Below are 23576 nucleotides of genomic sequence, written 5' to 3' on the forward strand. Positions count from 1 at the left end.
TGAGAGATCGTTGTGATTTCCGGCTGCACCCGCCCGGGGAGCCGAAAAACCTAGCCTTCGCGCTTCATGCGCTCGCGACGTTTGAGTTCCGCCGGGCTCGGCTCGGCCAGCTCGAAGGTGCCGATCGGCACCGGGCCGGCCGGCTCATAGGTGGCGATCACCACCCCGGTGCTCGAAACGTCGTGGCTGGTCAGTTTCAGCGCACCGGAAGGGGTGCCGGTGCCGAACAGGCGCTTGCCCTTGCCGAGCACGACCGGGAATGTCATCACGAAAAGCCGGTCGATCAGGCCGGCGGCCAGCAACTGCGGGTAGAGCGTCGTGCTGCCCTGGATCAGGATGTCGGGCCCGTCGCCTTGCTTCACTGTTTTGACGGCGTCGATACTGCCGAGGCGATGGCTATTGTGCCATTCGAAAGGCTCGCTGCCATGCGTGACCACATATTTGTTGGCGTTGGTGAAGGCCGGTCCGATCGGGTCTTCCGGCCCGACGAAAGGCCAGTGGGCCGCGAAGATCTCATAGGTCTTGCGCCCGAGCAGCAGGTCGAAGGGACCGCCGAACAGGCCACCCATCGCGGCACCCATCTTGTCGTCCCAGAAGGTGACCGTCCAGCCGCCGAACTCGAAGCCGCCCGTCGGGTCTTCCGGTGGGCCGCCAGGGGCCTGCATCACCCCATCGAGAGATTGGAATACACCGCCGATGATCTTGCGCATGATCGTCTCCTCCTGCTGATCTGCATTGGAATGCGGCCCCCGCTCGTCGCCGCATCGTTCGCTTGTCCAAGGACGGCGGGCCATGCCTGGTGCCGACATTGCGAGCGATATTTCGCCCTGCCGGCGGGACCGGCTGTTCCGGCGGCCTGGTCAGGAGCGGCCGCTGCCCCGGCCCGTATGGCGTTTCGGCGGTGATGGGGCGTCGAGCAGGGATCGGCGGTATTCGACGGCCAGTTCGGTGCTGCGCTTCAGAAAATCGGCAATGATCTCGAGCTCGTGCGCCTCGAAAGTCGACCAGAGCCCGAACATCCTCTCCTGCAGGCCGAGATAGACCGCTTTGATCGGTTCGATCGCATCTTGCCGGGCACGGACCAGGACACGTCTGCGGTCCTTGGGATCGTCGAAGCGCTCGACATAGCCGGCGGCGGTCAGACGATCGATCAGGGCGGTGACGGAGCCAGAGGTAAGCCCCGTCGCCTTGGCGAGCTCTCCGGCGGAAGCGGTCTCGTGCATGACGATCAGATCGAGGACTTCGAGGTCGGTCTGGTTGAGACCGAAACGGTCGGCGACGGTCTTGCTGGTGATCACACTCTGGGCGCCCATGGTGCGCGTCGCCCTGCCGACCTCCTCGACCAGAGCCCGATGCGAAGGCTGAGCGTTCCGGTTGTCCGGCCTCGCAGCCATTGTCCTGCCTCCTCTGCTGCCTATCGCGGACTCATAGGGAAGCAGCCGCTTCAAGCATGGGCACAAGCCAGGCCGAAGGCGGCCATGGCGGCTCCGCAGGTGACGAGGTCGAGCGGCAGGCGGCAGAAGCTGCGATGCGTCCAGCGCGTCGCCTGTTCCACGGTGATCGCAGTCGTTTCGCTTTTTTCGAAGACGAGTGCCTTGGGAATGAAGTCGAAAGCCGACCACAGGCGCATGGCGCCATGGCTGACGACGGCGATGATCAGAGCCGTCCGCACATCGGCGACGGACCAGCTCGCGACGAGTGCCGCGAGCAGCATGAGCTCGAAGGTGACATGGGCAGGGATCCAGAAGCGCCGGCGCGAAATTCCGCCGGCGCGAGGCTGAATGATGTCCGGCCGCTTGGGCCAAGCCGGATCGACGACACTGACTTCGTACCAGCCACCGCCGAAGCTCGCAAATGCCAGGCCGCAAACCAGGCCGGTGGTGACTTCGACCGCGCTCATCCGCCATCTCTCGTCTCGATCCTCATTATCTTGACAGTCAAAATACTTGATTGTCAAGATAATGAGGATCGAGGGAGACGTCGCGCGGCATGTCCGGCTTCGGCGGCCGATAGTGGCGGCGCGTAATCGCCCTCATTTCCCGGGTGATGGCGGAGAGGGCGCCAACTGCAGCAGGATGTCCTGATGGACGCTGCAATCGCCGTGGCCGATGGATTGCCGGGTCGCCTGGCCGCCGAGGACGAGAGCCGGCACGAAATAGAAACATTCTCCCGGGCCGAGTCGCCGCTCACTCATGGAGGTGTAGAGGCTGTAATAGGTCCGAGGCTCTTCCTGCAGGAAGTTCTTGAGGTCGCCGGCGAAGAAGCCGTCCATCGACCAGGTGATGGCGGCGCTGTTGCGATGATGGATGCTCAGAAAGACGACGTCGCTGGCATATTTCCAATCGGCTGGCAGCCCCTTCTCGACAGCCTTCTGCCGAAGGTCGCGGAAATAGATCAGATCGCCGAAAGCGGTGCGGGCGATCGGAATTCGCGTCGGGTCGGGTTGTTTGAGCAGGAGCCAGCGTGCCAGCATCGCTTCTTGATCGCGCGGATCGAAAAACGTGATGAAGCCGTCGCCGAAGGAACCGATACCGACCGTCTGCCAGAACTCGATCAATGTGGGGTGGGCATGCTCCTTCAGCTTGGCCGGAAGCTCGCCGAACAAGGGACGCACATCGGCGTCGGGGGGAAAATCCTTCAGGAAGGCTTGCAGGTCCATCGGTCTTTCCTGGGCGAAGCTCTGCCCATTGCTATAGAGCGCTCCCAAGAGAAGGAGCAGGGTTGCCAAGATGCGCATTGCGTGGACGGGCCCACCAGGATTGTCGGTTCGAATCTGCCGCAACGGAAATGGTTGGGCAAGGGCTGGGAGCCGCACCTTAAATCTCTTCCAAATGGGGTTGCCTATTTTTTGTCCATAAGGTCAATATTGCTGCCAGCCGCGAGGGCAATCCCGGTCGGGCCGGAGAGCGGTTGAGAGCGGGGACTGCTTCGCTTTTTTTGTTCGCCGGCGTTCCTTGCCGCGGTTTGAAATATTCCAACCGGGGCAGCGAACCGGTAACGTGATAAAATAGAGACTCCCATCGCGGTGGCACGATCATTGCTGTGAACGGGAGCGAGCAGGGCGGAACGGTTCACCGTATCCGCCGGGGACGAACCAGAGGTAGGGCCGGCATGCAGGTTGAGGGCGTGGATCGGAAGCTTGGTGCCGCGAGGGAACGAACGGCCGCCAGCGAACCCGTGATTGCGGTCGAGGATCTTTCCTTGACCTTCGATACCGGCGACGGGCCGGTCTATGCGCTCTCCAAGGTCAATCTCACCGTCAATGAAGGCGATTTCGTTTCCTTCATCGGCCCCTCCGGCTGCGGCAAGACCACTTTGCTGCGCGTCATCGCCGATCTCGAACGCCAGACCTCCGGCTCGATCAAGGTGAACGGGCTGACGCCGGAACAGGCGCGGCTCGGGCGGCATTACGGCTATGTCTTCCAGGCGCCGGCGCTCTACCCCTGGCGCACCATCGAGCGCAACGTCATGCTGCCGTTGGAAGTGATGGGATTTCCTGCCGACGAACGCAGGGAGAGGGCGGCCCGCAATCTCGAACTGGTCAATCTCAAGGGCTTCGAGAAGAAGTTTCCCTGGCAATTGTCCGGCGGCATGCAGCAGCGCGCCTCGATCGCGAGGGCGCTCTCCTTCGATCCCAAGCTGATGCTGATGGACGAGCCGTTCGGAGCGCTCGACGAGATCGTCCGCGACAAGCTCAACGACCAGCTGCTGCATCTGTGGCGGACCACCAGGAAGACGGTGGTGTTCGTCACCCATTCCATTCCCGAGGCGGTGTACCTCTCCACCAAGATCGTGGTGATGTCGCCCAGGCCCGGCCGCATCATCGACATCATCGACTGCGATTTCCCGCGCGACCGCACGCTGGACATCCGCGAGACGCCTGAATTCCTCGAAGTGGCCCACCGCGTGCGCGACGGCCTCAGGGCAGGGCACTCCTATGACGACTGAGGTGCTCGTTGCCCGTACCGCCCCCTCGCTGTGGAGCCGCCTGATGACCGGCAAGGCCGGGCCGGTGACGGTGGTCGTGCTGGCGATCTTCGCTCTGTGGTATCTTGCCTGCCTCCCGATGAACGGGGCGGCTCTGCAGCGCGTCATGCCCGATGCCGCCGCCCGCCCGCTCCTGGAGCAGTTCGTTGCCGCCATCAACCTGCCGGATGGCAACCTCGCCGCGCCGCACCAGATCATCATGGCGATGGTGCAGGGCCTGTTCTTCGAGCCGCCTCTGGGCCGGCGCAGCCTGATCTATCATGGCCTGATCACGCTTTCCTCGGCCTTGTCGGGCTTCGTGCTCGGCGCCGTGCTCGGCATCGTGCTGGCGGTGCTGATCGTGCATTACCGCTCGATGCGGCAGAGCCTGATGCCGTGGGTGATCGTCTCCCAGACCATCCCGATCCTGGCGCTGGTGCCGCTGCTGACCGCGATCACCGGCCGGCTCGGCGCGCCGATCCTGGTGCCGAAGGCCCTGATCGCCACCTATCTGTGCTTCTTCCCGGTGACGGTCGGCATGGTGAAGGGGCTGACCTCGCCGGATCTGATGCAGCTCGACCTGATGCGCACCTATGATGCTTCGAAATGGCAGACCTTCTGGAAGCTGCGCTGGCCGGCGGCGACACCCTATCTGTTCGCCAGCCTGAAGATCGCCATCGCCGGCTGCATCGTCGGCGCCATCGTTGCCGAGATGCCGACGGGCGCCCAGGGTGGGCTCGGCTCGCGCCTGTTAGCGGGCTACCAGTACAACAATCTGCGCCTGGTGCTGTGGGCGGCGCTATTTACCGCGGCACTGCTCTCGGCGGCCCTGATCGGACTGATCGGCCTGATCGAACGGCGCACGTTGGCGAGAATGGGCGTCAAAGGAGAGCAGGCATGACGGCCTTCCAATCGCGCGGATGGCTTATTGCAGCAGCGCTTATTGCTGTAAGTGCCCTTTTCCCTTTGGGCGATGGCACCGATGCCATTTCGATTCAGATGGTCAGCTCAGTCTATATCGTTGCGGTTCTCTATTTGGGGGCCAGCCTTCAGGGGAATCGCTATGGTGGATGGCTTTTTAGTTTACTTCCGCTTTCTTTTGCCGCCGTCGTTACCCTGACGATAATTGTCCACTCACCGGGCGTCGCAGGGGTGGCCAACTGGGGCCTCTGGTTGAAGGCGATTGGGTTGTGGCTTGCCGCCTGGATGCTGGTGGACATGATCGCCAATGCCGGTGATGGACGCCGCACCTCGCGCTGGCGGAACCTGGCGCCGATGATCCTGTTCGGCGCCACACTACTCCTTCTTTGGGAGTGGCTGGTCGTCGGTTTCGGCATCTCGCCCATCATCCTGCTGCCGCCGTCCGCCATCGGCCAGGCCGTGGTGGCGCAGGCCAATACGCTCGCCACCGATTTCGTCTGGACCTTCCTGCACGAAGTCCTGCTCGGCTGGCTGATCGGCTGCGGCTCGGGGTTCCTGGTGGCCTTGGTGGCCGACCGCATCCCCTTCCTGCGCCGCGGCCTGCTGCCGCTCGGCAATGTCGTCTCGGCCCTGCCCATCGTCGGCATCGCGCCGATCATGATCTGGTGGTTCACCTATGACTGGCCCTCCAAGACGGCCGTCGTGGTGGCGATGACCTTCTTTCCGATGTTGGTCAACACGGTGGCGGGCCTGGCAGCCAGCGGCGCGCTGGAGCGCGACCTGATGCGCTCCTACGGCGCCAGTTACTGGCCGACATTGGTGAATCTCCGTCTTCCCGCCGCGATGCCCTTCATCTTCAACGGCTTGAAGATCAATTCGACCCTGGCGATGATCGGCGCCATCGTCGCCGAATATTTCGACGGGCCCACCATCGGCATGGGCTTTCGCATCAACACCCAGGCGGCGCTGTCGCAGACCGACATCGTCTGGGCGGAGATCGCGGTGGCCATGGTGGCGGGCTCACTATTTTACGGCCTCATTGCCCTCGTCGAGCGGGCGGTGACGTTTTGGCATCCCTCTTACCGGCGCGCGTGACGCAGGACGAGGTTAACAGAGGAGTGGACGGAATGAAGAAGGCACTACTGGCCGGCGTCGCTTTCGCGCTCGGGCTTGGAGCGATCAGCGCGGCGCAGGCAGCCGACAAGGTCACGCTGCAGCTCAAATGGGTGGTCCAGGGGCAGTTCGCCGGTTATCTCGTGGCCAAGGACAAGGGCTTCTACAAGGAAGCCGGTCTCGATGTCACCGTGGCGCCCGGCGGCCCCGATATCGCGCCGGAAACCGTGATCGCCAACAAACAGGCCGACGTGATCGTCGACTGGATGCCCGCGGCCCTCGCTGCCCGCGAGAAGGGCGTGCCGCTGGTCAATATCGCCCAGCCCTTCAAGCGCTCCGGCCTGCAACTCACCTGCCGCAAGGAATCCGGCGTCAAGACGCCGGCCGATTTCAAGGGCAAGACGCTGGGCGTATGGTTCTACGGCAATGAATATCCCTTCAACGCCTTCATGGGCAAGCTCGGCCTCAAGCTCGACGGCTCGGCCGAAGGCGTGAAGGTGATCAAGCAGGGCTTCAATGTCGATCCGCTCCTGCAGAAGCAGGCCGACTGCATCTCCACCATGACCTACAACGAATATTGGCAGGTGATCGAGGCCGGCGTGAAGGCCGAGGACCTGACCGTCTTCAACTACACCGACCAGGGCGTGGCGGTGCTCGAAGACGGGCTTTATGTCATGGAGGATCGCCTCAAGGATCCGAAATTCGTGGAGACCATGGCCAAGTTCGTCAAGGCCTCGATGAAGGGCTGGGAGTATGCCAGGGCCCATCCGGACGAGGCGGTGAAGATCGTGCTGGACAATGATGCCTCCGGTGCGCAGACCGAGGTGCACCAGACCCATATGATCGCCGAGGTCAACAAGCTGACCGAAGGCTCCGACGGCACGCTCGATCCGGCCGCGGCGGAGGGCACCGTCAAGACGCTGCTCGGCGCCGGTGGCGACAGCCCGGCCATCACCAAGGCACCCGTGGGCGGCTGGAGCTCGGCGGTCACCGACGCAATGAAGAAGCTGTGAGACGAATGACCCTCCCCTGGAGGGGGAGGGTCGGCCTGCAAGGCCGGGGTGGGGTGGGAACCGCCGCCGAACCAATCAAGTTCTCGCATGACCCGGCTTATCGAAAGGCCTGCGCCTTTTCACCCCACCCCGACGCTAAGCGTCGACCCTCCCCCTCCAGGGGAGGGTAAAACCAGCGCCGAGGTAACAGGCGCGGCGAACTCGTTATTGGAGGACTATTATGCCGATCCTGATCCGTGGCGGTGTCGTGGTAAACCACGATCATTCCAGGCAAGCCGATGTGCTGATCGACGGCGAAACCATTTTGGCGATCGGTCCGAAGCTGTCGGCGCCGGCGGGGACCGAAATCATCGACGCCGATGGCTGCTTCGTTTTGCCGGGCGGCATCGATCCGCATACCCATCTCGAAATGCCCTTCATGGGCACCGTCTCGGCTGACGATTTCGAATCTGGTACCCGCGCCGCTCTGTCCGGCGGCACCACCATGGTGGTGGATTTCTGCTTGCCCGCGCCCGGCCAGTCGCTGCTGGCGGCCTATCAGGAATGGCGCCACAAGAGCGAAAAGGCGGTCGCCGACCATTCCTTCCACATGGCGATCACCTGGTGGGACAAACAGGTCTTCGACGAGATGGACACCGTGGTGAAGACCTACGGCATCAACACCTTCAAGCATTTCCTCGCCTATAAGGGCGCGCTGATGGTGAATGACGACGAATTGTTCCACTCCTTCAGCCGCTGCGCCGGCCTCGGCGCCCTGCCGCTGGTGCATGCCGAGAATGGCGACATCGTCTTCCGCCTGCAGCAGCACTACATCGACCAGGGCATCACCGGGCCCGAAGGCCACGCCTATTCGCGCCCGCCGGAAGTGGAAGGTGAGGCGACCAACCGCGCCATCATGATCGCCGACATGGCGGGCAGCCAGCTCTATGTCGTGCATACCTCCTGCCGCGACAGCCACGAGGCGATCGCGCGGGCCCGCGCCGCCGGCAAGCGCGTCTATGGCGAGCCGCTGATCCAGCATCTGGTGCTCGACGACAGCGAGTATCAGAACAAGGATTGGGACTACGCCGCCCGCCGGGTGATGTCGCCGCCCTTCCGCAACAAGTCCCACCAGGATTCGCTATGGGCCGGCCTCGCTTCGGGCTCGCTCCAGGTGGTGGCGACCGATCACTGCGCCTTCACGGCCGAACAGAAACGCATGGGTCTCGGCGATTTTCGCAAGATCCCCAACGGCACGGGCGGGCTCGAGGACCGCATGCCGGTGTTGTGGACCGCGGGCGTCAAGACTGGGCGCCTGACCAAGGAAGAGTTCGTGGCGGTCACCTCCACCAACATCGCCCGCATCCTCAACATCTATCCCCGCAAGGGGGCGATTGCCGTGGGCTCGGATGCCGACCTCACCATCTGGGATCCGGCCGCCACCAAGACGATCCAGGCCAAGACCCAGCTCAGCCGGGTCGAATACAATGTGTTCGAAGGCTATGAGTGCACGGGCCTGCCGATCGTTACCCTGTCGCGCGGGCGCATCGCCTGGAAGGACAAGCAGATCCAGCTTCAGAAGGGAGATGGGGCCTTCATCCAGCGCGATCCGTTCCCGGCGGCTGCCGTGGCGAACGCCACCTGGAAGGAGCTCAGCAAGCCTCGGCCGGTCTCGCGTATCGAAGTCACGCCGTAAGGAGCGCGATGGGTGCATAAAGCCCACTTCGCGAAGCGGGGAGATCGCGCACACAAGTTGTGTGCGCCTGGCCCGGCGAGCCGGGCCGGGTGGGGTGTGGCGGGCAATGCGAGACCTCTCATTGAAGAATGGCGCGACCGCGATGCAACCACGTTAGGTTCTGTGTACTGCCCGCCACACCCCATCTGTCAGTGCTCCGCACTGACATCTTCCCCACTTGGTGGAGAAGGCTTTCGTTCTGCGTTGCCGGAGATCGAGCTTGAATTTGACGCATCCCACTTCCCTCCAGCACGGAAGCTGGCTCAATGAGCCGCCGTCCTGGTCGCTGGCCGGCGACCGCCTCGACGTCGTCACTGGAGAGGCCACCGATTTCTGGCGGAAGACGCATTACGGCTTCACCCGCCACAGCGGCCATTTCTTCCACCTGGAGAGTGGCGGCGATTTCACCGCGGAACTGCGCGTTCGGGCGCGTTTCGAGACGCTCTACGATCAGGCCGGCCTGATGGTCCGGCTCGACGACGAGACTTGGCTGAAAGCCGGTATCGAATATAACGATGACGCGCCCATGCTCGGCAGCGTGCTGACGGTGGGACAATCGGATTGGGCCACCGGGCCTTTCCCGGGCGATGCCGGCGATTTCCGCCTGCGCCTCACCGTCGCAGACGGGGTATTGAGGCTGCAATATTCGACGGACGGAATAGTCTGGCCGCTGGTCAGGCTGGCGCCGTTTCCGAAGGCTGCTTCCTATCAGGTCGGCCCGATGTGCTGCACGCCTGAAAGGGCCGGCCTTGCCGTTTCCTTCTCGGATTTCCGCCTGTCGCAGCCCAACGGCAAGGCGCTTCACGATCTTTCGTAACTTCAGAAAGGCCCCACCATGCTCACCAATCTCAATATCAATCCGCAGCGCCTGTGGGACAGCCTGATGGAAACCGCCAAGTTCGGCGGCACGGCCAAGGGCGGCATCAAGCGCCTGACCCTGTCGGACGAGGACAGGAAGGTCCGCGACTGGTTCAAGGCGCAATGCGAGGCGCTCGGCTGCACGGTGAGCGTGGACGAAGTCGGCAACATGTTCGCGGTGCGCCCCGGCAGGAACAACGAGCTGCCCCCGATCGCCATGGGTTCCCATCTCGACACCCAGCCGACCGGCGGCAAGTTCGATGGCGTGCTCGGCGTGCTCGGCGCGCTGGAGGCGATGCGCACCCTGCACGAGCAGGGCTATGAGACCAATGCCCCGATCGAGATCGTCAACTGGACCAACGAGGAAGGCTCGCGCTTTGCGCCGGCCATGCTGGCCTCAGGTGTATTTGCCGGCGTGTTCACGCCCGATTATGCCTATGAGCGCCTCGACCGCGACGGCATCAGTTTCAAGGACGAGCTGGAGCGCATCGGCTATCGCGGCACCGAGAAGGCCGGCGCCCACAAGTTCCAGGCGATGTTCGAGCTTCATATCGAGCAGGGCCCGATCCTCGAGGACGAGCAGAAGATGATCGGCGTGGTCACCGGCGTGCAGGGCATGCGCTGGTACGAGGTCACGGTGACCGGGCAGGATGCCCATACTGGCGCCACGCCGATGTATCTGCGCAAGAACGCCCTGCTGGGCGCCGCCCGCATCATCGAGGCGGTCGACGCCATCGGCCAGAAGCACCAGCCCGGCGTCGCCACCGTCGGCCTGATCGAGAACAAGCCCAACAGTCGCAATGTGGTGCCGGGCGAGGTCTTCTTCACCGTCGACCTGCGCCATCCCGACGAGGAGGTGCTGGAAGTGATGGAGCAGGAATTCCGGGCCGCCCTGGAGGCCGCTCTGACGCCGATGAAGCTTGCCTATGAGGAAAAGCGCATCTGGAACTCGCCGGCGGTGAAATTCGCCCCCGAACTGATCGAATGCGTCGAGCACGGCGCCGACAAGGCGGGCTTCGCCTTCAGGCGCATGGTGTCGGGCGCAGGGCACGACGCGGCCTATATCGCCCGTGTCGCGCCGACCACCATGATCTTCGTGCCCTGCGAGGGCGGCCTCAGCCACAACGAGGCCGAATCGACCTCCTTCGACGAATGCGCGGCCGGTGCGCAGGTGCTGCTCAATGCCGTAATCGAGCACGACCGGCGGCTGGCGGGCTGAATCCGGCCGCGAGCGAGCTCATCCAGTCGACGAAGAGGTTGACCCGTCCCCATGGTGGACCGGGTGGAGCACCGATCTTCGGGCCAGCCTGCAGCGCAGCGTTTCCAGGCTGGCCCGAAGGCCAGCCTCCCAATATGCGGCTTTGGGCAATTGCACTATGAACCGCTTGTCCGCGCCTTGTTATGAAACCTGATGGAGGAGGCTGCCTTGCTGCCCGCCGAGCTTGAAGCCGACCTCCATGACAATATTCCGCTGACGCAGGCCATGCAGGTCCGGGTCCTGGAGATCGGGCCGGAGTCCGTACGCCTCGGCGCGCCGCTTTCCGCCAATATCAATCATCACCGCACGGCGTTCGGCGGCAGTCTCGCCACGCTGGCCACGCTCGCCGCCTGGTCGCTCGCTTTTCTCAAGCTCAAGAGCGCCGGGCTCGACTGCAGCCTCGTCGTCGGCTCCGTGCACATGGATTATCTGGCCCCGGTGGAGGGCGATTTCTCGGCCCGCTCCATGCTGGCGGAACCCGAAAAGTGGGAGCATGTGCTGGAGGCCTTCGCGCGCAGGGGCAAGGCCCGTATCCCCGTCCTGGCGGAGATCGATTATGGCGGCCGCTGTGCCGCACGCTTCAGGGGCGATTTCGCGGCATTGGCCCGCTGAAGCGGGCGGCCTGAATGGCGCACGGTCAATTGGCGCTGACCGCCAGGAAGGCGGTGGGCTGCACCGAGATCTGCCCCATGAACGGCCGGTCATGCGCGAGAATAACGAAATAGGCTGATGTCACCACCACCACGAAGATATGGGTGGCGAGGATCTGCATGCGGAAGACATGGTTGTTGCTGACGGCGATGGCGACGACGGTCGTCGTCGAAATGATCCAGATCGCGATCCATTGGGCCCAGCTCATGCCGGTGTGGGAGGCCGACAGCCGAAGCAGCCGCGCATGACGCACGGCCAGCAGTTGATTGACCAGCGGCTGATAGGTGGCCGGCTGCGCATTCGCTCCGCTCCGCCGCGAGAGGAGGCCGATCGTGTCGATGAGGATATCGCCGGAGCGATCGAACACCGGATTTTCGATGCGCTCTCCATTGGCCATGGCCGGCCAATCGCCGGAAACGACATGCAGCACATAGGCCTTGAGGCTGTCGCGCACGCTGGTCTGCAGATCGGCCGGAAGGCCCGAGGAAAGCAGCAGGACATTTTCGACCGCGTCGGCTTCCTGCTGGACGGCGCTGCGGGCGGCGAGGGAATCGGCCCACAGGCCCGCGGCTGAGAAGGCCACCATCAGGCCGAAGATAGTGGCGCAGACACCGACGATCGACTCACGGATTGGAAGTGGCTCGTCCGAGGCGTAACCGCCTCTGGCAATGGCGAAACGGACGAGGCCGATGACGATCCAGGTGATCGCCAGGCAGATCACCAGCACCGTTGCGAACATGACGGGCAGCGACAGCTGGTGCAGCAGAATGAACATGAGCGCTCCCCGGGAGAACGTGTCTATTGAAAATCGACGACTTGGTCGTTCAGCGGGAGCTGATTGACGTGGTCTCCACGCCAGCGTGGTTCGATCCTGGCGATCGCGCCTTGCTCGAGCTCCTCCTCGTTCCCTGGCGCCAGCACCCCCTGCCCTGAGAAGCGCGTGAGCACGAAGGGCAGGCTGTTGGCATTGAGCGGTGAGGGGCCGTCCATCAATTGGAAGTGCAGATGGGGCGCGGTGGAATTGCCGGTATTGCCGACAAGGCCGATGACCTGGCCGGCTTTGACATGATCACCCAGCTTGACCCTGAGGCTGCCGCGCTGCAGGTGGGCGTAGAAAGCGTAGGCGCCGTTGCCGATGTCTGTGACCAGCATGTTGCCGCCGATATTGGCGGGTACGATGCCGCGGGCCGGCTGGCTCGGGATCTGCTCGTCGGCCTGGTCGTAAAGATTGACCACCACGCCGTCGGCCGCTGCGTGGACTTCAGCGCCGTAGAAGGAATAGCTGGCCAGATCCTCGGCATTGCCGGTGAACAGGCGGCTGTTGGCGTCGAGCCTGATCCAGTCGATGGCGAAGCGTTCCGGCACGCGCAGGCGCCCGTTCACGGCCATGACGGCGCTGCGATGGGCAGTGACCGTATCGCAGCAGCCATCGGCGGCAACCCAGCCTGTGCCCCTCAGCGGTGGCTCGATCACCGCGGCCGGCTTGCCGATCGCCGTCGCGCCACCGGTGAAGCTGTAGCTTGCGGTGACGGGCGCATTCGCCGGCAGCGGCGTGGGCTTGCCGTCCGCGCCTGCGTTCTCGCGGAAGGCGTGGATGCGCGCGGAGACGCTCTGCGGCAGCTTGTCGTTCTCGGCAAAGCCGACATCCATGAAGACGATGGCGGTATCACCCGGCGGCAGCTGGCGATCCCTGCCGCTGTAGAGATGCATCATCTTGGCCAGCTCTCCGCCCTCAAGGGCGAACAGGATCTTGCCGGCATCGTCGATCGCCTCGACCTTGTCGAGCCGCACGAACACATTGCCGGGATTGTTGACCAGCAGCTCATAGGCGAGATGCACGCGCCCATCGGCGCCGAGAACCGGATTGGGTTCGCTGATCGGCTGCACCGTGACCGAACTCAGGATCTCATCGGGTTTGAGAGATTGGGCGATGGCGGCTGAGGCCGCCAGAAGCCCTGCAACCGCCACCAGAGGCGACTGGAAACGCATGGAAAATGCCCCGCCGGCTGCCCCGCACCGGAAGGCAGAACCTGTGGGTACAGTCCCGCATTTGCCTCAGCCCTTGTCAAGCGATCTCGATGGCTTGGCGCGTCGCGAAGGCAGCGGCCGGGCACCGTCGAACGGCGCCCGGCCGGGTCGTCTTCACCACAAATGGTGGACGAACCCGGCGATCTCACGCTGGTAAAGATTCTTCAGTGTTTCGAGCGTTGCCTGCGGGAGAGCCGGCACGTCGCTGGCCGCGGCATTTGCAGTGGCCTGGGCCGCGTTCTTGGCGCCGGGGATGACGGTGGTGACGGCATCATCGGCCAGGATCCAGGCCAGTGCGAATTGCGACATGGTCATGCCATCGGGCACCAGCGGCCGGATCTCCTCCACGGCCGCCAAGGCGACGTCATAGGGTACGCCCGAGAAGGTCTCGCCCTTGTCGAAGGCCTCGCCATTGCGGTTGTAGGCGCGATGATCGTTCGCCGCGAACTGGCTGGCCGCGCTCATCTTGCCCGTCAGCATGCCCGAGGCGAGCGGCACACGGGCGATCACCGCGACATTGCGCCTCTTCGCCTCGCGGAAGAAGAGCTCGGCCGGGCGCTGCCGGAAGATGTTGTAGATGATCTGGACGGAGACGACGCCGGGATATTCGATTGCTTTCAGCGCCTCTTCCACCTTCTCGACGGAGACACCGTAATTGCGGATCTTGCCGGCGGCCACCAGGTCATCCAAGACGCCGAACACCTCCGGCCGGTAATGGACCTCTGTCGGGGGGCAATGGAGCTGGACGAGGTCGAGGCAGTCGGTGGCGAGGTTCGTCAGCGAGCGCTCGATGAAGGCGGTGAGGTTCTGGCGGTTGTAGCCGTCGGCTGTGTGGGGCGAAAGGCGCCGCCCGGCCTTGGTCGCCACGAAGGGGCGGGGGCCAGAGCGCTCGTTCAGGACCTCGGCGATGAAACGTTCGGAGCGGCCATCGCCATAGACATCAGCGGTATCGAGGAAGGTGGTGCCGGCATCGAGCGCGGCATGGAGGGCGGCGCGGGCATCGCCATCGGGCACATCACCCCAGGAGCCGCCAATTGCCCAGGCGCCGAAGCCAATCTCCGACACGTTGCGCGCCGTCTTGCCGAACAGCCGTTCTTTCATCGTTTCATCCCTGCGTTTCGCGGCCTCCCAGAGTCAGGCTGAGCCGGCGGTTTCAGATCCGCGAGGAGGATAGGGCTTGAGCGTGCCGGCCGCTCATAGTTTAGTGTGAACAGCGATCATCGAAGCAATGAAGAAAATTCATTTATGGCGACTTTCGAGCGGACGGACCTCGGCGATTTCAACGTCTTCCTGACGATCGTCCGCCGACGCAGCTTCACCACGGCCGCCATCGAACTCGGCCTGACACCGTCTGCGGCCAGCCATGCCATGCGACGCCTCGAAGCCAGGCTCGGGGCCAAGCTGCTGAACCGCACGAGCCGGGCGGTCTCGCCGACCGATCTCGGCCTCAAATTCGCCCAGCGCCTCGAAGAAGGCTTCGATGCGATCGGCTCGGCCCTGGAGGTGCTGGAGGCGCCGGGAAATGTTCGCTTCGGCGAGTTGCGCCTCAACGTCTTCCGGGATGCCGCCCATCTCCTGATCTCGCCGGCCCTGCCGGAATTCACCCGCCAATGCCCCGATGTGCGCCTGACCGTCGCGGTGGATGACCGGCCCATTGATATCGTCGCCGAGGGCTATGATGCCGGCATGCGCTATGGCCACCATGTGCCGGAGGATATGATCGCCGTGCCGCTCACCGGGGCGCAGCGCTGGGTGGTGGTCGGTTCTCCCGCCTATTTCAGGGAGCATGCCAGGCCGCAGATCCCCGATGATCTCGCCGGCCATGTCTGCCTGCAATTGCTCCTGGGCGACAACACCGCCTATCGCTGGGATCTCGGCAGCGGCGGGGAAGCGCGCCGGCTGCGCGTGCCCGGCCTCATCACCCTCAACGATACGGCTACCACGATCACGGCCGCCAAGGCTGGGCTCGGCCTGGCCTATGTCCTGGAAGCGCGGATCGCCGAAGAACTGGAGGAAGGCAGCCTGGAGATCGTCCTTGCCGACCAGGCTTCGGACGGTGATCCCTTTCACATGTATTATTCGAGCAGGCGCCACAATCACCCGGCCTTGCGCACCCTGATCAACATCATCCGCCAGCAGAACGGCATGACCCGGCTGGCGTGAGCCAAGAGCGCGCCTATTCCGCCAGCAATTCGCAGAAGCGCTCCAGATCGACATTGCCGCCGCTGATCAGCACGCCGACACGCTTGCCGGCAAGCTCCGCCTTCATGGCACGGGCGGCAGCGAAGCCGAGGCAGCCCGTCGGCTCGATGACGAGCTTCATGCGGGTGGCGGCAAAGCGCATGCATTCGACGAGTTCCGCATCCGAGACGGTGAGGATGTCGTCGACGTCGCGCTTGATGATCGGGAAGGTATGGGATCCCAGATATTGGGTCTGGGCGCCGTCGGCGATGGTGCGGGGCGTATCGATCCGGACGATCCGGCCGGCGCGGAAGGATTGCTGGCCGTCTTTGCCGGCCTCCGGCTCGACACCGTAGAGCCGGCAGTTGGGCGAGAGGGCACGCGTTGCCAGCGCCGATCCGGCGAGCAACCCGCCACCGCCGAGACAGACGAAGAAGGCATCGAGTTCGCCGACTTCCTCGAAGAGTTCCTTGGCTGCAGTGCCCTGACCGCAGAGCACGTCCGGGTGGTCGTAGGGCGGGATCAGCGTGAGGCCCTGCTCATGGGACAGGTTTCTCCCGATCACTTCTCGATCTTCGGTATAGCGATCATAGAAGATGATCCTGCCGCCATAGCCCCTGGTGGCCTCGGCTTTCGCCTTCGGCGCGTCATGAGGCATGATGATGGTGGCGGGAATGCCGAGGATGCGGGCTGCAAGGGCGATCGCCTGGGCATGGTTGCCGGAGGAAAAGGTCACCACGCCCCGGCGTTTCTGCTCGTCGTCGAAGCGCGACAGGGCATTGAAGGCACCCCGAAACTTGAAGGCGCCCATGCGTTGCAGGTTCTCGCATTTGAAGAAGACCTGCGCGCCGAGTTCCTCGTCGAAGCTCCGCGAGGTCATCACCGGCGTGCGGTGCGCCTGGCCGCGAATGCGCTCGGCGGCGGCGGCGACATCGGCATACTCAGGCAAGGCTGGGCGGCTCATGCCTGGCTCTCCCAGCCGATCGCCTGGCGCAGGAAGGCATAGCCGAGGGCGATGAAGGACGCGCGTTCGCGGCTGTCCTTGCCATAGCCGTGGCCACCGGCCTCGGGCTCGTAAAAATGCACGCGATGGCCGAGCGCTTCCAGCTTGGCCGCCATCTTGCGGGCATGGGCAGGATGGACCCTGTCGTCACGGCGGGTGGTCGCCAGCAGGATGGGCGGATAGGAACCGGCATCGGCGACGTGATAGGCCGAGATCTTCTGCAGGAAAGCCCAGTCCTCGGGCTTGTCCGGATCGCCATATTCGTCGATCCAGCTCGTACCTGCCAGGAGCTTGGTGTAGCGCCGCATGTCGATCAAAGGGATGGTGCAGAACAGGGCGCCGAACTTTTCGGGATGGCGGGTGAGCATGTTGGCGATGAGAAGCCCGCCATTGGAGCCGCCTTCCGCCGCGATGCGCCCTGGCTGGGTGATGCCGCGGCTGACCAGGTCGGCGGCCACCGCCGCGAAATCCTCATGGGCGAGATGCTTGCCTTCGCGCCGGCCGGCCTCGTGCCAGCGGGCGCCGAACTCGCCGCCGCCTCGAATATTGGCGGTGACCGAGGTGCCGCCCCGTTCGAGCCAGAGCTTGCCGATCGAGGCGCTGTAGCTGGGCAGCACGGAAACGCCAAAGCCGCCATAGGCCGTGAGGTGAACCGGCGCTTCGCCGGTCTCGCCGGCAGGCCCGACCAGCGTATAGGGGATCTTCTCGCCGTCGGCCGAGACGGCCTCGTGCTTGACGACCTTCAGCCCCCTGCTGTCGAACGCGTCGGGGCTGCGCTTGAGGAGGAGGGGACTTTGCACCGCCTCCGGCCTGCTCACATCGAGCAGCAGCATTTGCGGCGGCGTAATCGGGTCCTGCAGCGATACCATCACTTCGCCATTGGTATCGGCCTCCTCGGCATCGAGCGACCAGGCATGAACGACGCCCGTGGAGGGCAGCACGTCGATGGTGTGCTTTCGCCATCCTTCCAGGCTGGGCGTGACGACCTCGAAACGAGGCTGGAGATTATCGAGAATCGACAGCATGAGCTGCCCCCGGTTCCAGAAAAACCCATCCAGGGTACGGCGCTCCTCAGGTTCGAACAGCACCTGGAAAGCGCGGTCGCCCGCCCGGAAGGCGGAGAGGGAAATGCCGAGAAGGGCGTCACCGGCAAAGCGGATGTCGGCCGGGGTCCAGGCTGTGCGCAGCTTCACCGCCAGCCAGTCGCCGAACACGTCCCACTGCGAATCGGCGGGCAGAGCGATCGCCTCGCCCGGACCGTTCCTGTCGCCGAGCCAGCCGCGTGTTTCGAAAAAGACGGGCTTTTCGAGGAACCAGATGCGTTCGCTGCCGCCGGTGCGGTCGATACCGGCCCAGACGGACATGGATTGGGGCTGGACCTCGAAGACGATCGCTGTCTTCAGGGGATCCTCGCCGCGCCGCCACAGGCGCACGGTGCGGGCATAGCCGGAGGTCGTCGCCATGCCTTCGCCAAGCGCGCTGGACAGCAGCAGCGTGTCGGCATCGAGCCAGGCGATGCCGCCCTTGGCTTCCGGCAATGTGAACCCGTCGGTGACGAAGCTGCGCGTCGCAAGGTCGAATTCCCGATGCACGGCCGCATCGGCACCGCCGCACGACAGGCTGAGGATGGCACGCCGGCGCTGGTGCGGTTCGAGCGACGCCCCGGCCCAGACCCAGTCTTCGCCCTCCGTCGCGGCGAGGGCGTCGAGGTCGAGCAGGATGTCCCACGCCGGTTCCGTCTGCCGGTATGAGGCGAGGGTGGTGCGGCGCCACAGGCCACGCGGATTGGCGGCATCCGTCCAGAAATTATAGACGAACTCGCCGCGCCGGCTGATGCCGGGAATGCGGTCGGGGCGATCGAGGATCGCAGCCAGGGCGTCGCGGTCGCGCTCGAAACCGGCGGTGCCGAAGCGGGCCAGCGTTCGCTGTGAACGCTCGTTGACCCAGGCGAGGGCGTCTCCGCCTTCGATATCCTCCAGCCAGAGATGGGGGTCGTCGTCGGGCGCGGCCAGAGTCGGCCGGGAGACGCGATCGGACATGCAGGACGTTCCTCGAGGTAGGGGGGCCGGGAAAGAGCGATCTCAGCCGGCGAGCCGTGTTTGCGCCAGCTGCGTCCAATAGCTGATTCCGGCGGGAATGATGGCATCGTTGAAATCATAGGCGGCATTATGCAGCCCGGCGCTGTCGCCATTGCCGATGAAGATGAAGGCGCCAGGGCGCGCCTCCAGCATGTAGGAAAAATCCTCCGCCCCCATCATCGGCGGAGCGGCGGTGTCGACGGCGGCCGAACCCGCCACCATGCGGGCAATCTCGCCGCAATAATCGGTCTGGGTGTCGTGGTTGCGCGTCACAGGATATTGGTGGCGGTAGGTGATCTTGGCTTTGGCGCCGAAGGCCTGCGCGGTCAGCGAGGCGACCTCGGTCAGGCGTTTCTCCAGTAGAGCGCGCATACCGGCAGTGAGGGCGCGGCAGGTGCCGTGCAGATGGGCGGTGGAGGGAATGACGTTGTAGGGCCCGCCCGTCTGGATCGTCGTTACAGAGACCACCGCGCTCTCGAGCGGATCGGCATTGCGCGAGACGATGCTCTGCAGGGCCGTGACGATCTGAGCGGCGACCAGCACCGGATCGATGCTCTCCTGCGGGCGGGCGGCATGGGCGCCCCGGCCGGTGATGTCGATGTCGAACGTGTCGCTGGAGGCCATGATCGGGCCGCGGCACATGGCAAAATGCCCGGGCGCCAGGCCTGGCAGATTGTGCATGCCGTAGACTTCCTCGATGGCAAAGCGCTCCATCAGTCCGTCCTCCACCATGGCCTTGCCGCCGCCGCCGCCTTCTTCGGCGGGCTGGAAGATCACCACGGCGTTTCCGCTGAAATCGCGCGTGCTGGCCAGGTTCTTGGCAGCGCCGAGCAGCATGGCGGTATGGCCGTCATGGCCGCAGGCATGCATCTTACCCGGCACGGTGGAGGCATAGTGCACGCCGCTTTCCTCCAGGATCGGCAAGGCATCCATGTCGGCCCGCATGCCGACCGTGCGCGAACCGGGGCGGCCCTTGATCACGCCGACCACGCCGGTACGGCCGATGCCCTCGACAACCTGGTCGCAGCCGAAATCACGCAGAAGACCGGCCACCAACCCGGCCGTGCGCTCGACGTCATAGAGCAACTCCGGGTGGCGATGAATGTCGCGGCGCCATTCGGTCGCCTCGGTTGCCAGAGCCTTGATGCTTTCCGAAATCGTCATATGCCTTCAGTTCCAATATTGATTTATGCCCCAAGGGCCGGTCGTCAGTTATGGTTTGGAGTTTGATGAGGTCAAAAATGGTTGGATGGGAGGAGCTAGCGCTGCCAAGACTTGCGTCTTGGCAAGCGAAGCGACGCTGCAGACGACCATTTTTCACCTCACCCCTCCGGGGCGGGGGCGCTTTTGGCCGATGAGCGCGTCGGATATCGTAGCAAGCCGGAAGGCTTGCGTCCTCATCCTCCTTCTCCTTGGCCAAAATCGCTCCCGTCAAACCCGAAACCATAATTGACGACCGGCCCTTAGCCGGGCGACAAACACAGCCCGCAGTTTGGCACGCCTTCGGACAATGAGGAAGGGAAACGGATATGGAGCATTCACAGGCCGCAAAGGTTTGGCAGGATCTCGAAGCCCACAAACAGAAACTGGCCTCGACGACGACGCGCGACCTTTTCGCCGCGGATCCCGACCGATTCGCCAAGTTCTCCTTCACGCTCGACGACGTGCTGGTGGATTTTTCCAAGAATCGCATCGCCGACGAGACGCTGTCCCTGCTGCTCCAATTGGCGCGGGCGCATTGCATCGAGACCCGCCGGGACGAGATGTTGAAGGGCGACAAGATCAACACCACCGAGGGGCGGGCGGTGCTGCACACGGCCCTGCGTGCTCCGGCGGATGCCGACATCCGGGTCGACGGCAAGAATGTCGTGCCCGACGTGCATGAGGAACTGGCGCGCTGCTACGCCTTCGCCGAGAAGATTCGCTCGGGCGAGCTGCGTGGCGCCACCGGCGACAAATTCACCGACGTGGTCAATATCGGCATTGGCGGCTCCGATCTCGGCCCCGCGATGGGCGCCCGCGCCCTCTCGCCCTATGCCGACGGCCCGCGCGCCCATTTCGTCTCCAATGTCGACGGCGCGGACATGGCGGATACCCTGTCGCGCCTCGACCCCTCGCGCACCCTGTTCCTGGTTTCGTCGAAGACCTTCACCACGATCGAGACCATGACGAACGCCCAGTCGGCGCGGCAATGGATCGCCAAATCGCTGGGCGAGACGGCGGTGGGCGACCATTTCGCGGCGATCTCCACCAATATCGTCGCGGTCGAGGCCTTCGGCATCAACAAGGACCGGATGTTCCGCTTCTGGGACTGGGTCGGCGGGCGCTATTCGATGTGGTCGGCCATCGGCCTCGGCCTGATGATCGCCGTCGGGCCGGAGAACTTCTCGGAGTTCCTGGCCGGCGGCCATGAGGTCGACCACCATTTCGCCACCACGCCGCTGGAGAAGAACATCCCGGTGCTGATGGGCCTGATCGGCATCTGGCACCGCAATTTCATGGGCTATGCCGCCCATGCGGTGCTGCCCTACGACCAGCGTCTCGGGCGCTTCCCGGCCTATCTGCAGCAGCTCGACATGGAGTCGAACGGCAAGCGCGTGCATCTCGACGGCTCGCCGGTGACCTCGGAGACCGGTCCCCTGGTCTGGGGGGAGCCCGGGACGAACGGCCAGCACGCCTTCTATCAGCTCATCCATCAGGGCACCAATGTGATCCCGGCCGACTTCCTCATCGCGGCCGAGCCGCATGAAGCCGGCATGGGCGACCATCACGCCATCCTGATGGCGAACTGCCTGGCGCAGACCGAAGCGCTCATGCATGGCCGTTCGCAGGAGGAGGCGATGGCAGTACTGAAGGCCCAGGGGCTTGACGACAAGAAGATCGCGCTTCTGGCCCCGCACAAGGAATTCCCCGGCAGCCGCCCCACCACCACCATCGCCTATCGCAAGCTCACCCCGCGCATGCTCGGCCGCCTCGTGGCGCTCTACGAGCACAAGGTGTTCACGCAAGGCGTGATCTGGGGCATCAACTCCTTCGACCAATGGGGCGTGGAGCTCGGCAAGGAACTCGCCTCGCGCCTCTTGCCGGTGGTCAAGGGCGCGACCGTCGACGGGCTCGATGCCTCGACCAAGGGACTGGTGGCGCATCTGAAGTCGCTGCGGAGCTAGAGAGAGGGGCGGGCCATCGGCCCGCCATTCCATATTAGAACAAATAGAGAACAAAATTTGACAAGGCCGCGATACTCGGATAACTTGTTGCTATGGAGTGCGCGAATATGAAATCAGTTGGGAAATTTCTGTTCTCCCTTGCTATGTCTTTTGCGACATTGAGCTGTAGTGTTCGTATTTCTAACGAATTAGGAGATAGAGTTTATGATCCAGTTGAAGGATCTTATGTTTTAGTAAGAAATTACAGTACAAAAAATATAGATTTTCTCTTTGCGGATTGTACATTCTATCTTGAAAATGGAAAGGTACTTTCTAAGCGAGTTCGTATAGAAAATCTTGCGCCAAATAAGGAAATTAAGATCCGATCGGGTTTAGGGAAGGATAGAAAAGTGGAATGTAAGCCACTGCCTTGGTATATGCAGGATAGTGTACGAATATCGAGATAGGTATTTTAAATAATAATTAATACTGAATAATGAGTATAATGTATATGAATTTTGTAATTAAGGCGAAGGTATGCTGAATCTAAGTGAAAGGATGCTGAGAATTTAAAATAGAAATGGAGAGTATTTTAAATTGAGGTCTTTAAAGGTTGAGATGCGGGAATTCATAAGGAGACGAAAATGCCGGATTGGCGTATTGCTTATAATGAAAGGCCGCTTGGTGTCGGCGTACATGGTGTCATAGAGATTTATGACGAAAACTCCGACGGTGGTACGAGGGGCTGGCAGCGGATTCGAAGCTTAATAAGAAGCCTATCGGATCCGAGAAATTTGGCGATGTCATCCAAAGCGATATCTGGGATACCGATAGGCTGCTGCATTTAAAGGAAAAAGATCGCAAGTCTCCCAACGCCTTGAAAGACTCAAAGGAAGCCACCACGGTCTATGTCGGCCCGCAAGCTGCCGTGGAGAGTGCCATGCGCGCCATGACGGCTGCTTCCAAGGCGATCGATGCGAAAAGAATTCCTTATCAATTGCCGCTTGTCGATTCTGGCCTTTCAGCGCCACCATGTTTGCCGTCATGGGCTTGAATAAACCGCCGCCGATCAGTGGCACTGCTATGGGGCAGGTCGGTGCCGGCAAGCTATTGCTGGACCCTGACGAGATTGCCGGATTTCATGGCATGATCGGTCAGGCGGAGAACCGGAATGTTCCCCTGCCGCCGATCCGCCCATCGGCCGAGATCGATGGCATCGGCAAGCAGAGCATGAATGAAGCGGCTCCCGCCAATGCGAACGCGCCTGCACAGCCGCTTTATCTGCGCATGCCGGAGATGGCGCGTAAGCTCTATCCTTAGGAAGCGTCGAGGCATAAGTGAATTGTGTTGGCTCGACCTTTGTCATTGCCGGGCTCGACCCGGCAATCCAGCGCCTTTCCAAACAGTGAAGATGGCGACCGCTGGATGCCCGGGTCAAGCCCGGGCATGACAAGGGCGGCGCTTTGGTTATTTCTCGGCGCTTCCTTAGAAGGAAGGTCATTGCTTCCCCTGATCATCTCGGACGCAACAGCACAGCGTATCGCGATGATCAGGGGACCTGTGAACAATTGCATGTGTTCCAATCACGAAGCGCTATGTCTTGATAGGCGTCAGCCGAAGTGACAGTCTGACCCGGCGCGGCGACT

Annotated in this window: 20 protein-coding genes and 1 pseudogene; 11 read left to right on the top strand and 10 right to left on the bottom strand. The window is 63.2% G+C overall.

Annotated elements, in window-relative coordinates; translation table 11 throughout:
* Positions 1 to 50: 50 nt before the first annotated feature.
* The 4 genes from J8I29_RS03330 to J8I29_RS03345 form a co-directional block, all read right to left on the bottom strand.
* Complete coding sequence (locus J8I29_RS03330; protein ID WP_209430628.1) at positions 51 to 710, bottom strand: dihydrofolate reductase family protein; 660 nt, start codon at positions 708 to 710, stop codon at positions 51 to 53.
* A gap of 150 nt (positions 711 to 860) precedes the next feature.
* Positions 861 to 1394 carry a MarR family transcriptional regulator gene (locus tag J8I29_RS03335; RefSeq protein ID WP_209430629.1) on the bottom strand — a complete coding sequence of 178 codons (534 nt, stop codon included), beginning with the start codon at positions 1392 to 1394 and terminating at the stop codon, positions 861 to 863.
* Between the two features lie 50 nt (positions 1395 to 1444).
* Entirely contained in the window at positions 1445 to 1900 is a 456-nt protein-coding gene (locus J8I29_RS03340) for a hypothetical protein (protein WP_209430630.1), read from the bottom strand.
* A gap of 132 nt (positions 1901 to 2032) precedes the next feature.
* Positions 2033 to 2659: a GAD-like domain-containing protein gene (locus J8I29_RS03345; RefSeq protein WP_209430631.1), complete on the bottom strand. Its 627-nt coding sequence runs from the start codon at positions 2657 to 2659 to the stop codon at positions 2033 to 2035.
* 452 nt (positions 2660 to 3111) lie between these two features.
* On the opposite strand from J8I29_RS03345, the gene J8I29_RS03350 reads away from it, so the two are divergent.
* The 8 genes and pseudogenes from J8I29_RS03350 (at position 3112) to J8I29_RS03385 (ending at position 11455) form a co-directional block, all read left to right on the top strand.
* Entirely contained in the window at positions 3112 to 3948 is an 837-nt protein-coding gene (locus J8I29_RS03350) for an ABC transporter ATP-binding protein (RefSeq protein ID WP_209430632.1), read from the top strand.
* A complete protein-coding gene (locus J8I29_RS03355) occupies positions 3938 to 4867 on the top strand; it encodes an ABC transporter permease (RefSeq protein WP_209430633.1) in 930 nt (309 codons plus the stop codon). Before J8I29_RS03350 ends, J8I29_RS03355 begins: the two co-directional genes overlap by 11 nt.
* A 359-nt stretch (positions 4868 to 5226) precedes the next feature.
* Positions 5227 to 5982: pseudogene (locus J8I29_RS03360) on the top strand (ABC transporter permease); the annotation flags it as partial.
* A 32-nt stretch (positions 5983 to 6014) separates the two neighbouring features.
* Positions 6015 to 7013 (top strand): ABC transporter substrate-binding protein, encoded by a 999-nt coding sequence (locus J8I29_RS03365; protein ID WP_105861796.1) that lies wholly within the window; start codon positions 6015 to 6017, stop codon positions 7011 to 7013.
* 220 nt (positions 7014 to 7233) lie between these two features.
* A complete protein-coding gene (hydA, locus tag J8I29_RS03370; RefSeq protein WP_105861797.1) occupies positions 7234 to 8688 on the top strand; it encodes a dihydropyrimidinase in 1455 nt (484 codons plus the stop codon).
* Between the two features lie 259 nt (positions 8689 to 8947).
* On the top strand, positions 8948 to 9544 hold the full coding sequence (locus J8I29_RS03375; RefSeq protein ID WP_245196632.1) for a DUF1349 domain-containing protein: 597 nt from the start codon (positions 8948 to 8950) through the stop codon (positions 9542 to 9544).
* 18 nt (positions 9545 to 9562) lie between these two features.
* Positions 9563 to 10804, top strand: coding sequence for a Zn-dependent hydrolase (locus J8I29_RS03380; RefSeq protein ID WP_105861799.1), 1242 nt, complete (start codon positions 9563 to 9565; stop codon positions 10802 to 10804).
* Positions 10805 to 10996: 192 nt separating this feature from the next.
* Positions 10997 to 11455 carry a thioesterase domain-containing protein gene (locus J8I29_RS03385; RefSeq protein ID WP_105861800.1) on the top strand — a complete coding sequence of 153 codons (459 nt, stop codon included), beginning with the start codon at positions 10997 to 10999 and terminating at the stop codon, positions 11453 to 11455.
* A 25-nt stretch (positions 11456 to 11480) separates the two neighbouring features.
* On the opposite strand, the gene J8I29_RS03390 is transcribed toward J8I29_RS03385, so the two are convergent.
* From J8I29_RS03390 to J8I29_RS03400, 3 genes are all read right to left on the bottom strand, one after another.
* The gene (locus J8I29_RS03390; RefSeq protein ID WP_209430635.1) at positions 11481 to 12269 is read right to left on the bottom strand and encodes a DUF4239 domain-containing protein; all 789 of its coding nucleotides are present in this window, start codon (positions 12267 to 12269) and stop codon (positions 11481 to 11483) included.
* A 23-nt stretch (positions 12270 to 12292) separates the two neighbouring features.
* Positions 12293 to 13483, bottom strand: a complete 1191-nt coding sequence (locus tag J8I29_RS30245) for a M23 family metallopeptidase (protein WP_209430636.1) — start codon at positions 13481 to 13483, stop codon at positions 12293 to 12295.
* 153 nt (positions 13484 to 13636) lie between these two features.
* On the bottom strand, positions 13637 to 14623 hold the full coding sequence (locus J8I29_RS03400; RefSeq protein WP_209430637.1) for an aldo/keto reductase: 987 nt from the start codon (positions 14621 to 14623) through the stop codon (positions 13637 to 13639).
* A 144-nt stretch (positions 14624 to 14767) separates the two neighbouring features.
* Here J8I29_RS03400 and J8I29_RS03405 point away from each other — a divergent pair, with 144 nt between their 5' ends.
* Positions 14768 to 15685: a LysR family transcriptional regulator gene (locus J8I29_RS03405; protein WP_105861803.1), complete on the top strand. Its 918-nt coding sequence runs from the start codon at positions 14768 to 14770 to the stop codon at positions 15683 to 15685.
* A 13-nt stretch (positions 15686 to 15698) separates the two neighbouring features.
* Here J8I29_RS03405 and J8I29_RS03410 read toward each other — a convergent pair whose 3' ends face one another.
* From J8I29_RS03410 to J8I29_RS03420, 3 genes are read right to left on the bottom strand one after another with little or no spacing between them, the layout of a single operon-like run.
* Positions 15699 to 16667: a threo-3-hydroxy-L-aspartate ammonia-lyase gene (locus J8I29_RS03410; protein ID WP_209430638.1), complete on the bottom strand. Its 969-nt coding sequence runs from the start codon at positions 16665 to 16667 to the stop codon at positions 15699 to 15701.
* A complete protein-coding gene (locus J8I29_RS03415; RefSeq protein ID WP_209430639.1) occupies positions 16664 to 18745 on the bottom strand; it encodes a prolyl oligopeptidase family serine peptidase in 2082 nt (693 codons plus the stop codon). The genes J8I29_RS03410 and J8I29_RS03415 overlap by 4 nt, the downstream gene beginning before the upstream one ends.
* Positions 18746 to 18787: 42 nt before the next feature.
* Positions 18788 to 19948 (bottom strand): M20 aminoacylase family protein, encoded by a 1161-nt coding sequence (locus J8I29_RS03420; protein ID WP_209430640.1) that lies wholly within the window; start codon positions 19946 to 19948, stop codon positions 18788 to 18790.
* A 365-nt stretch (positions 19949 to 20313) separates the two neighbouring features.
* Between J8I29_RS03420 and pgi the strand changes: the two genes are divergently transcribed.
* Together pgi and J8I29_RS03430 are read left to right on the top strand one after the other, a co-directional pair.
* On the top strand, positions 20314 to 21951 hold the full coding sequence (gene pgi, locus J8I29_RS03425) for a glucose-6-phosphate isomerase (RefSeq protein ID WP_209430641.1): 1638 nt from the start codon (positions 20314 to 20316) through the stop codon (positions 21949 to 21951).
* Positions 21952 to 22962: 1011 nt separating this feature from the next.
* Positions 22963 to 23250 carry a hypothetical protein gene (locus tag J8I29_RS03430; protein WP_209430642.1) on the top strand — a complete coding sequence of 96 codons (288 nt, stop codon included), beginning with the start codon at positions 22963 to 22965 and terminating at the stop codon, positions 23248 to 23250.
* Positions 23251 to 23576 lie beyond the last annotated feature (326 nt).

The sequence above is a fragment of the Labrys sp. LIt4 genome (genome assembly GCF_017813775.1).
GTDB classification, from domain to species: Bacteria; Pseudomonadota; Alphaproteobacteria; order Rhizobiales; family Labraceae; genus Labrys; species Labrys okinawensis_A.

Bases quoted from the DNA above. Each gene is read 5' to 3' on its own strand.
- J8I29_RS03405 (WP_105861803.1), top strand. From the start codon at position 14,768: ATGGCGACTTTCGAGCGGACGGACCTCGGCGATTTCAACGTCTTCCTG.
- J8I29_RS30245 (WP_209430636.1), bottom strand. From the start codon at position 13,483: ATGCGTTTCCAGTCGCCTCTGGTGGCGGTTGCAGGGCTTCTGGCGGCC.
- J8I29_RS03390 (WP_209430635.1), bottom strand. From the start codon at position 12,269: ATGTTCATTCTGCTGCACCAGCTGTCGCTGCCCGTCATGTTCGCAACG.
- J8I29_RS03420 (WP_209430640.1), bottom strand. From the start codon at position 19,948: ATGACGATTTCGGAAAGCATCAAGGCTCTGGCAACCGAGGCGACCGAA.
- pgi (WP_209430641.1), top strand. From the start codon at position 20,314: ATGGAGCATTCACAGGCCGCAAAGGTTTGGCAGGATCTCGAAGCCCAC.
- J8I29_RS03340 (WP_209430630.1), bottom strand. From the start codon at position 1,900: ATGAGCGCGGTCGAAGTCACCACCGGCCTGGTTTGCGGCCTGGCATTT.
- J8I29_RS03350 (WP_209430632.1), top strand. From the start codon at position 3,112: ATGCAGGTTGAGGGCGTGGATCGGAAGCTTGGTGCCGCGAGGGAACGA.
- hydA (WP_105861797.1), top strand. From the start codon at position 7,234: ATGCCGATCCTGATCCGTGGCGGTGTCGTGGTAAACCACGATCATTCC.
- J8I29_RS03380 (WP_105861799.1), top strand. From the start codon at position 9,563: ATGCTCACCAATCTCAATATCAATCCGCAGCGCCTGTGGGACAGCCTG.
- J8I29_RS03415 (WP_209430639.1), bottom strand. From the start codon at position 18,745: ATGTCCGATCGCGTCTCCCGGCCGACTCTGGCCGCGCCCGACGACGAC.
- J8I29_RS03365 (WP_105861796.1), top strand. From the start codon at position 6,015: ATGAAGAAGGCACTACTGGCCGGCGTCGCTTTCGCGCTCGGGCTTGGA.
- J8I29_RS03400 (WP_209430637.1), bottom strand. From the start codon at position 14,623: ATGAAAGAACGGCTGTTCGGCAAGACGGCGCGCAACGTGTCGGAGATT.
- J8I29_RS03335 (WP_209430629.1), bottom strand. From the start codon at position 1,394: ATGGCTGCGAGGCCGGACAACCGGAACGCTCAGCCTTCGCATCGGGCT.
- J8I29_RS03385 (WP_105861800.1), top strand. From the start codon at position 10,997: ATGGAGGAGGCTGCCTTGCTGCCCGCCGAGCTTGAAGCCGACCTCCAT.
- J8I29_RS03345 (WP_209430631.1), bottom strand. From the start codon at position 2,659: ATGGACCTGCAAGCCTTCCTGAAGGATTTTCCCCCCGACGCCGATGTG.
- J8I29_RS03330 (WP_209430628.1), bottom strand. From the start codon at position 710: ATGCGCAAGATCATCGGCGGTGTATTCCAATCTCTCGATGGGGTGATG.
- J8I29_RS03355 (WP_209430633.1), top strand. From the start codon at position 3,938: ATGACGACTGAGGTGCTCGTTGCCCGTACCGCCCCCTCGCTGTGGAGC.
- J8I29_RS03410 (WP_209430638.1), bottom strand. From the start codon at position 16,667: ATGAGCCGCCCAGCCTTGCCTGAGTATGCCGATGTCGCCGCCGCCGCC.
- J8I29_RS03430 (WP_209430642.1), top strand. From the start codon at position 22,963: ATGTTTGCCGTCATGGGCTTGAATAAACCGCCGCCGATCAGTGGCACT.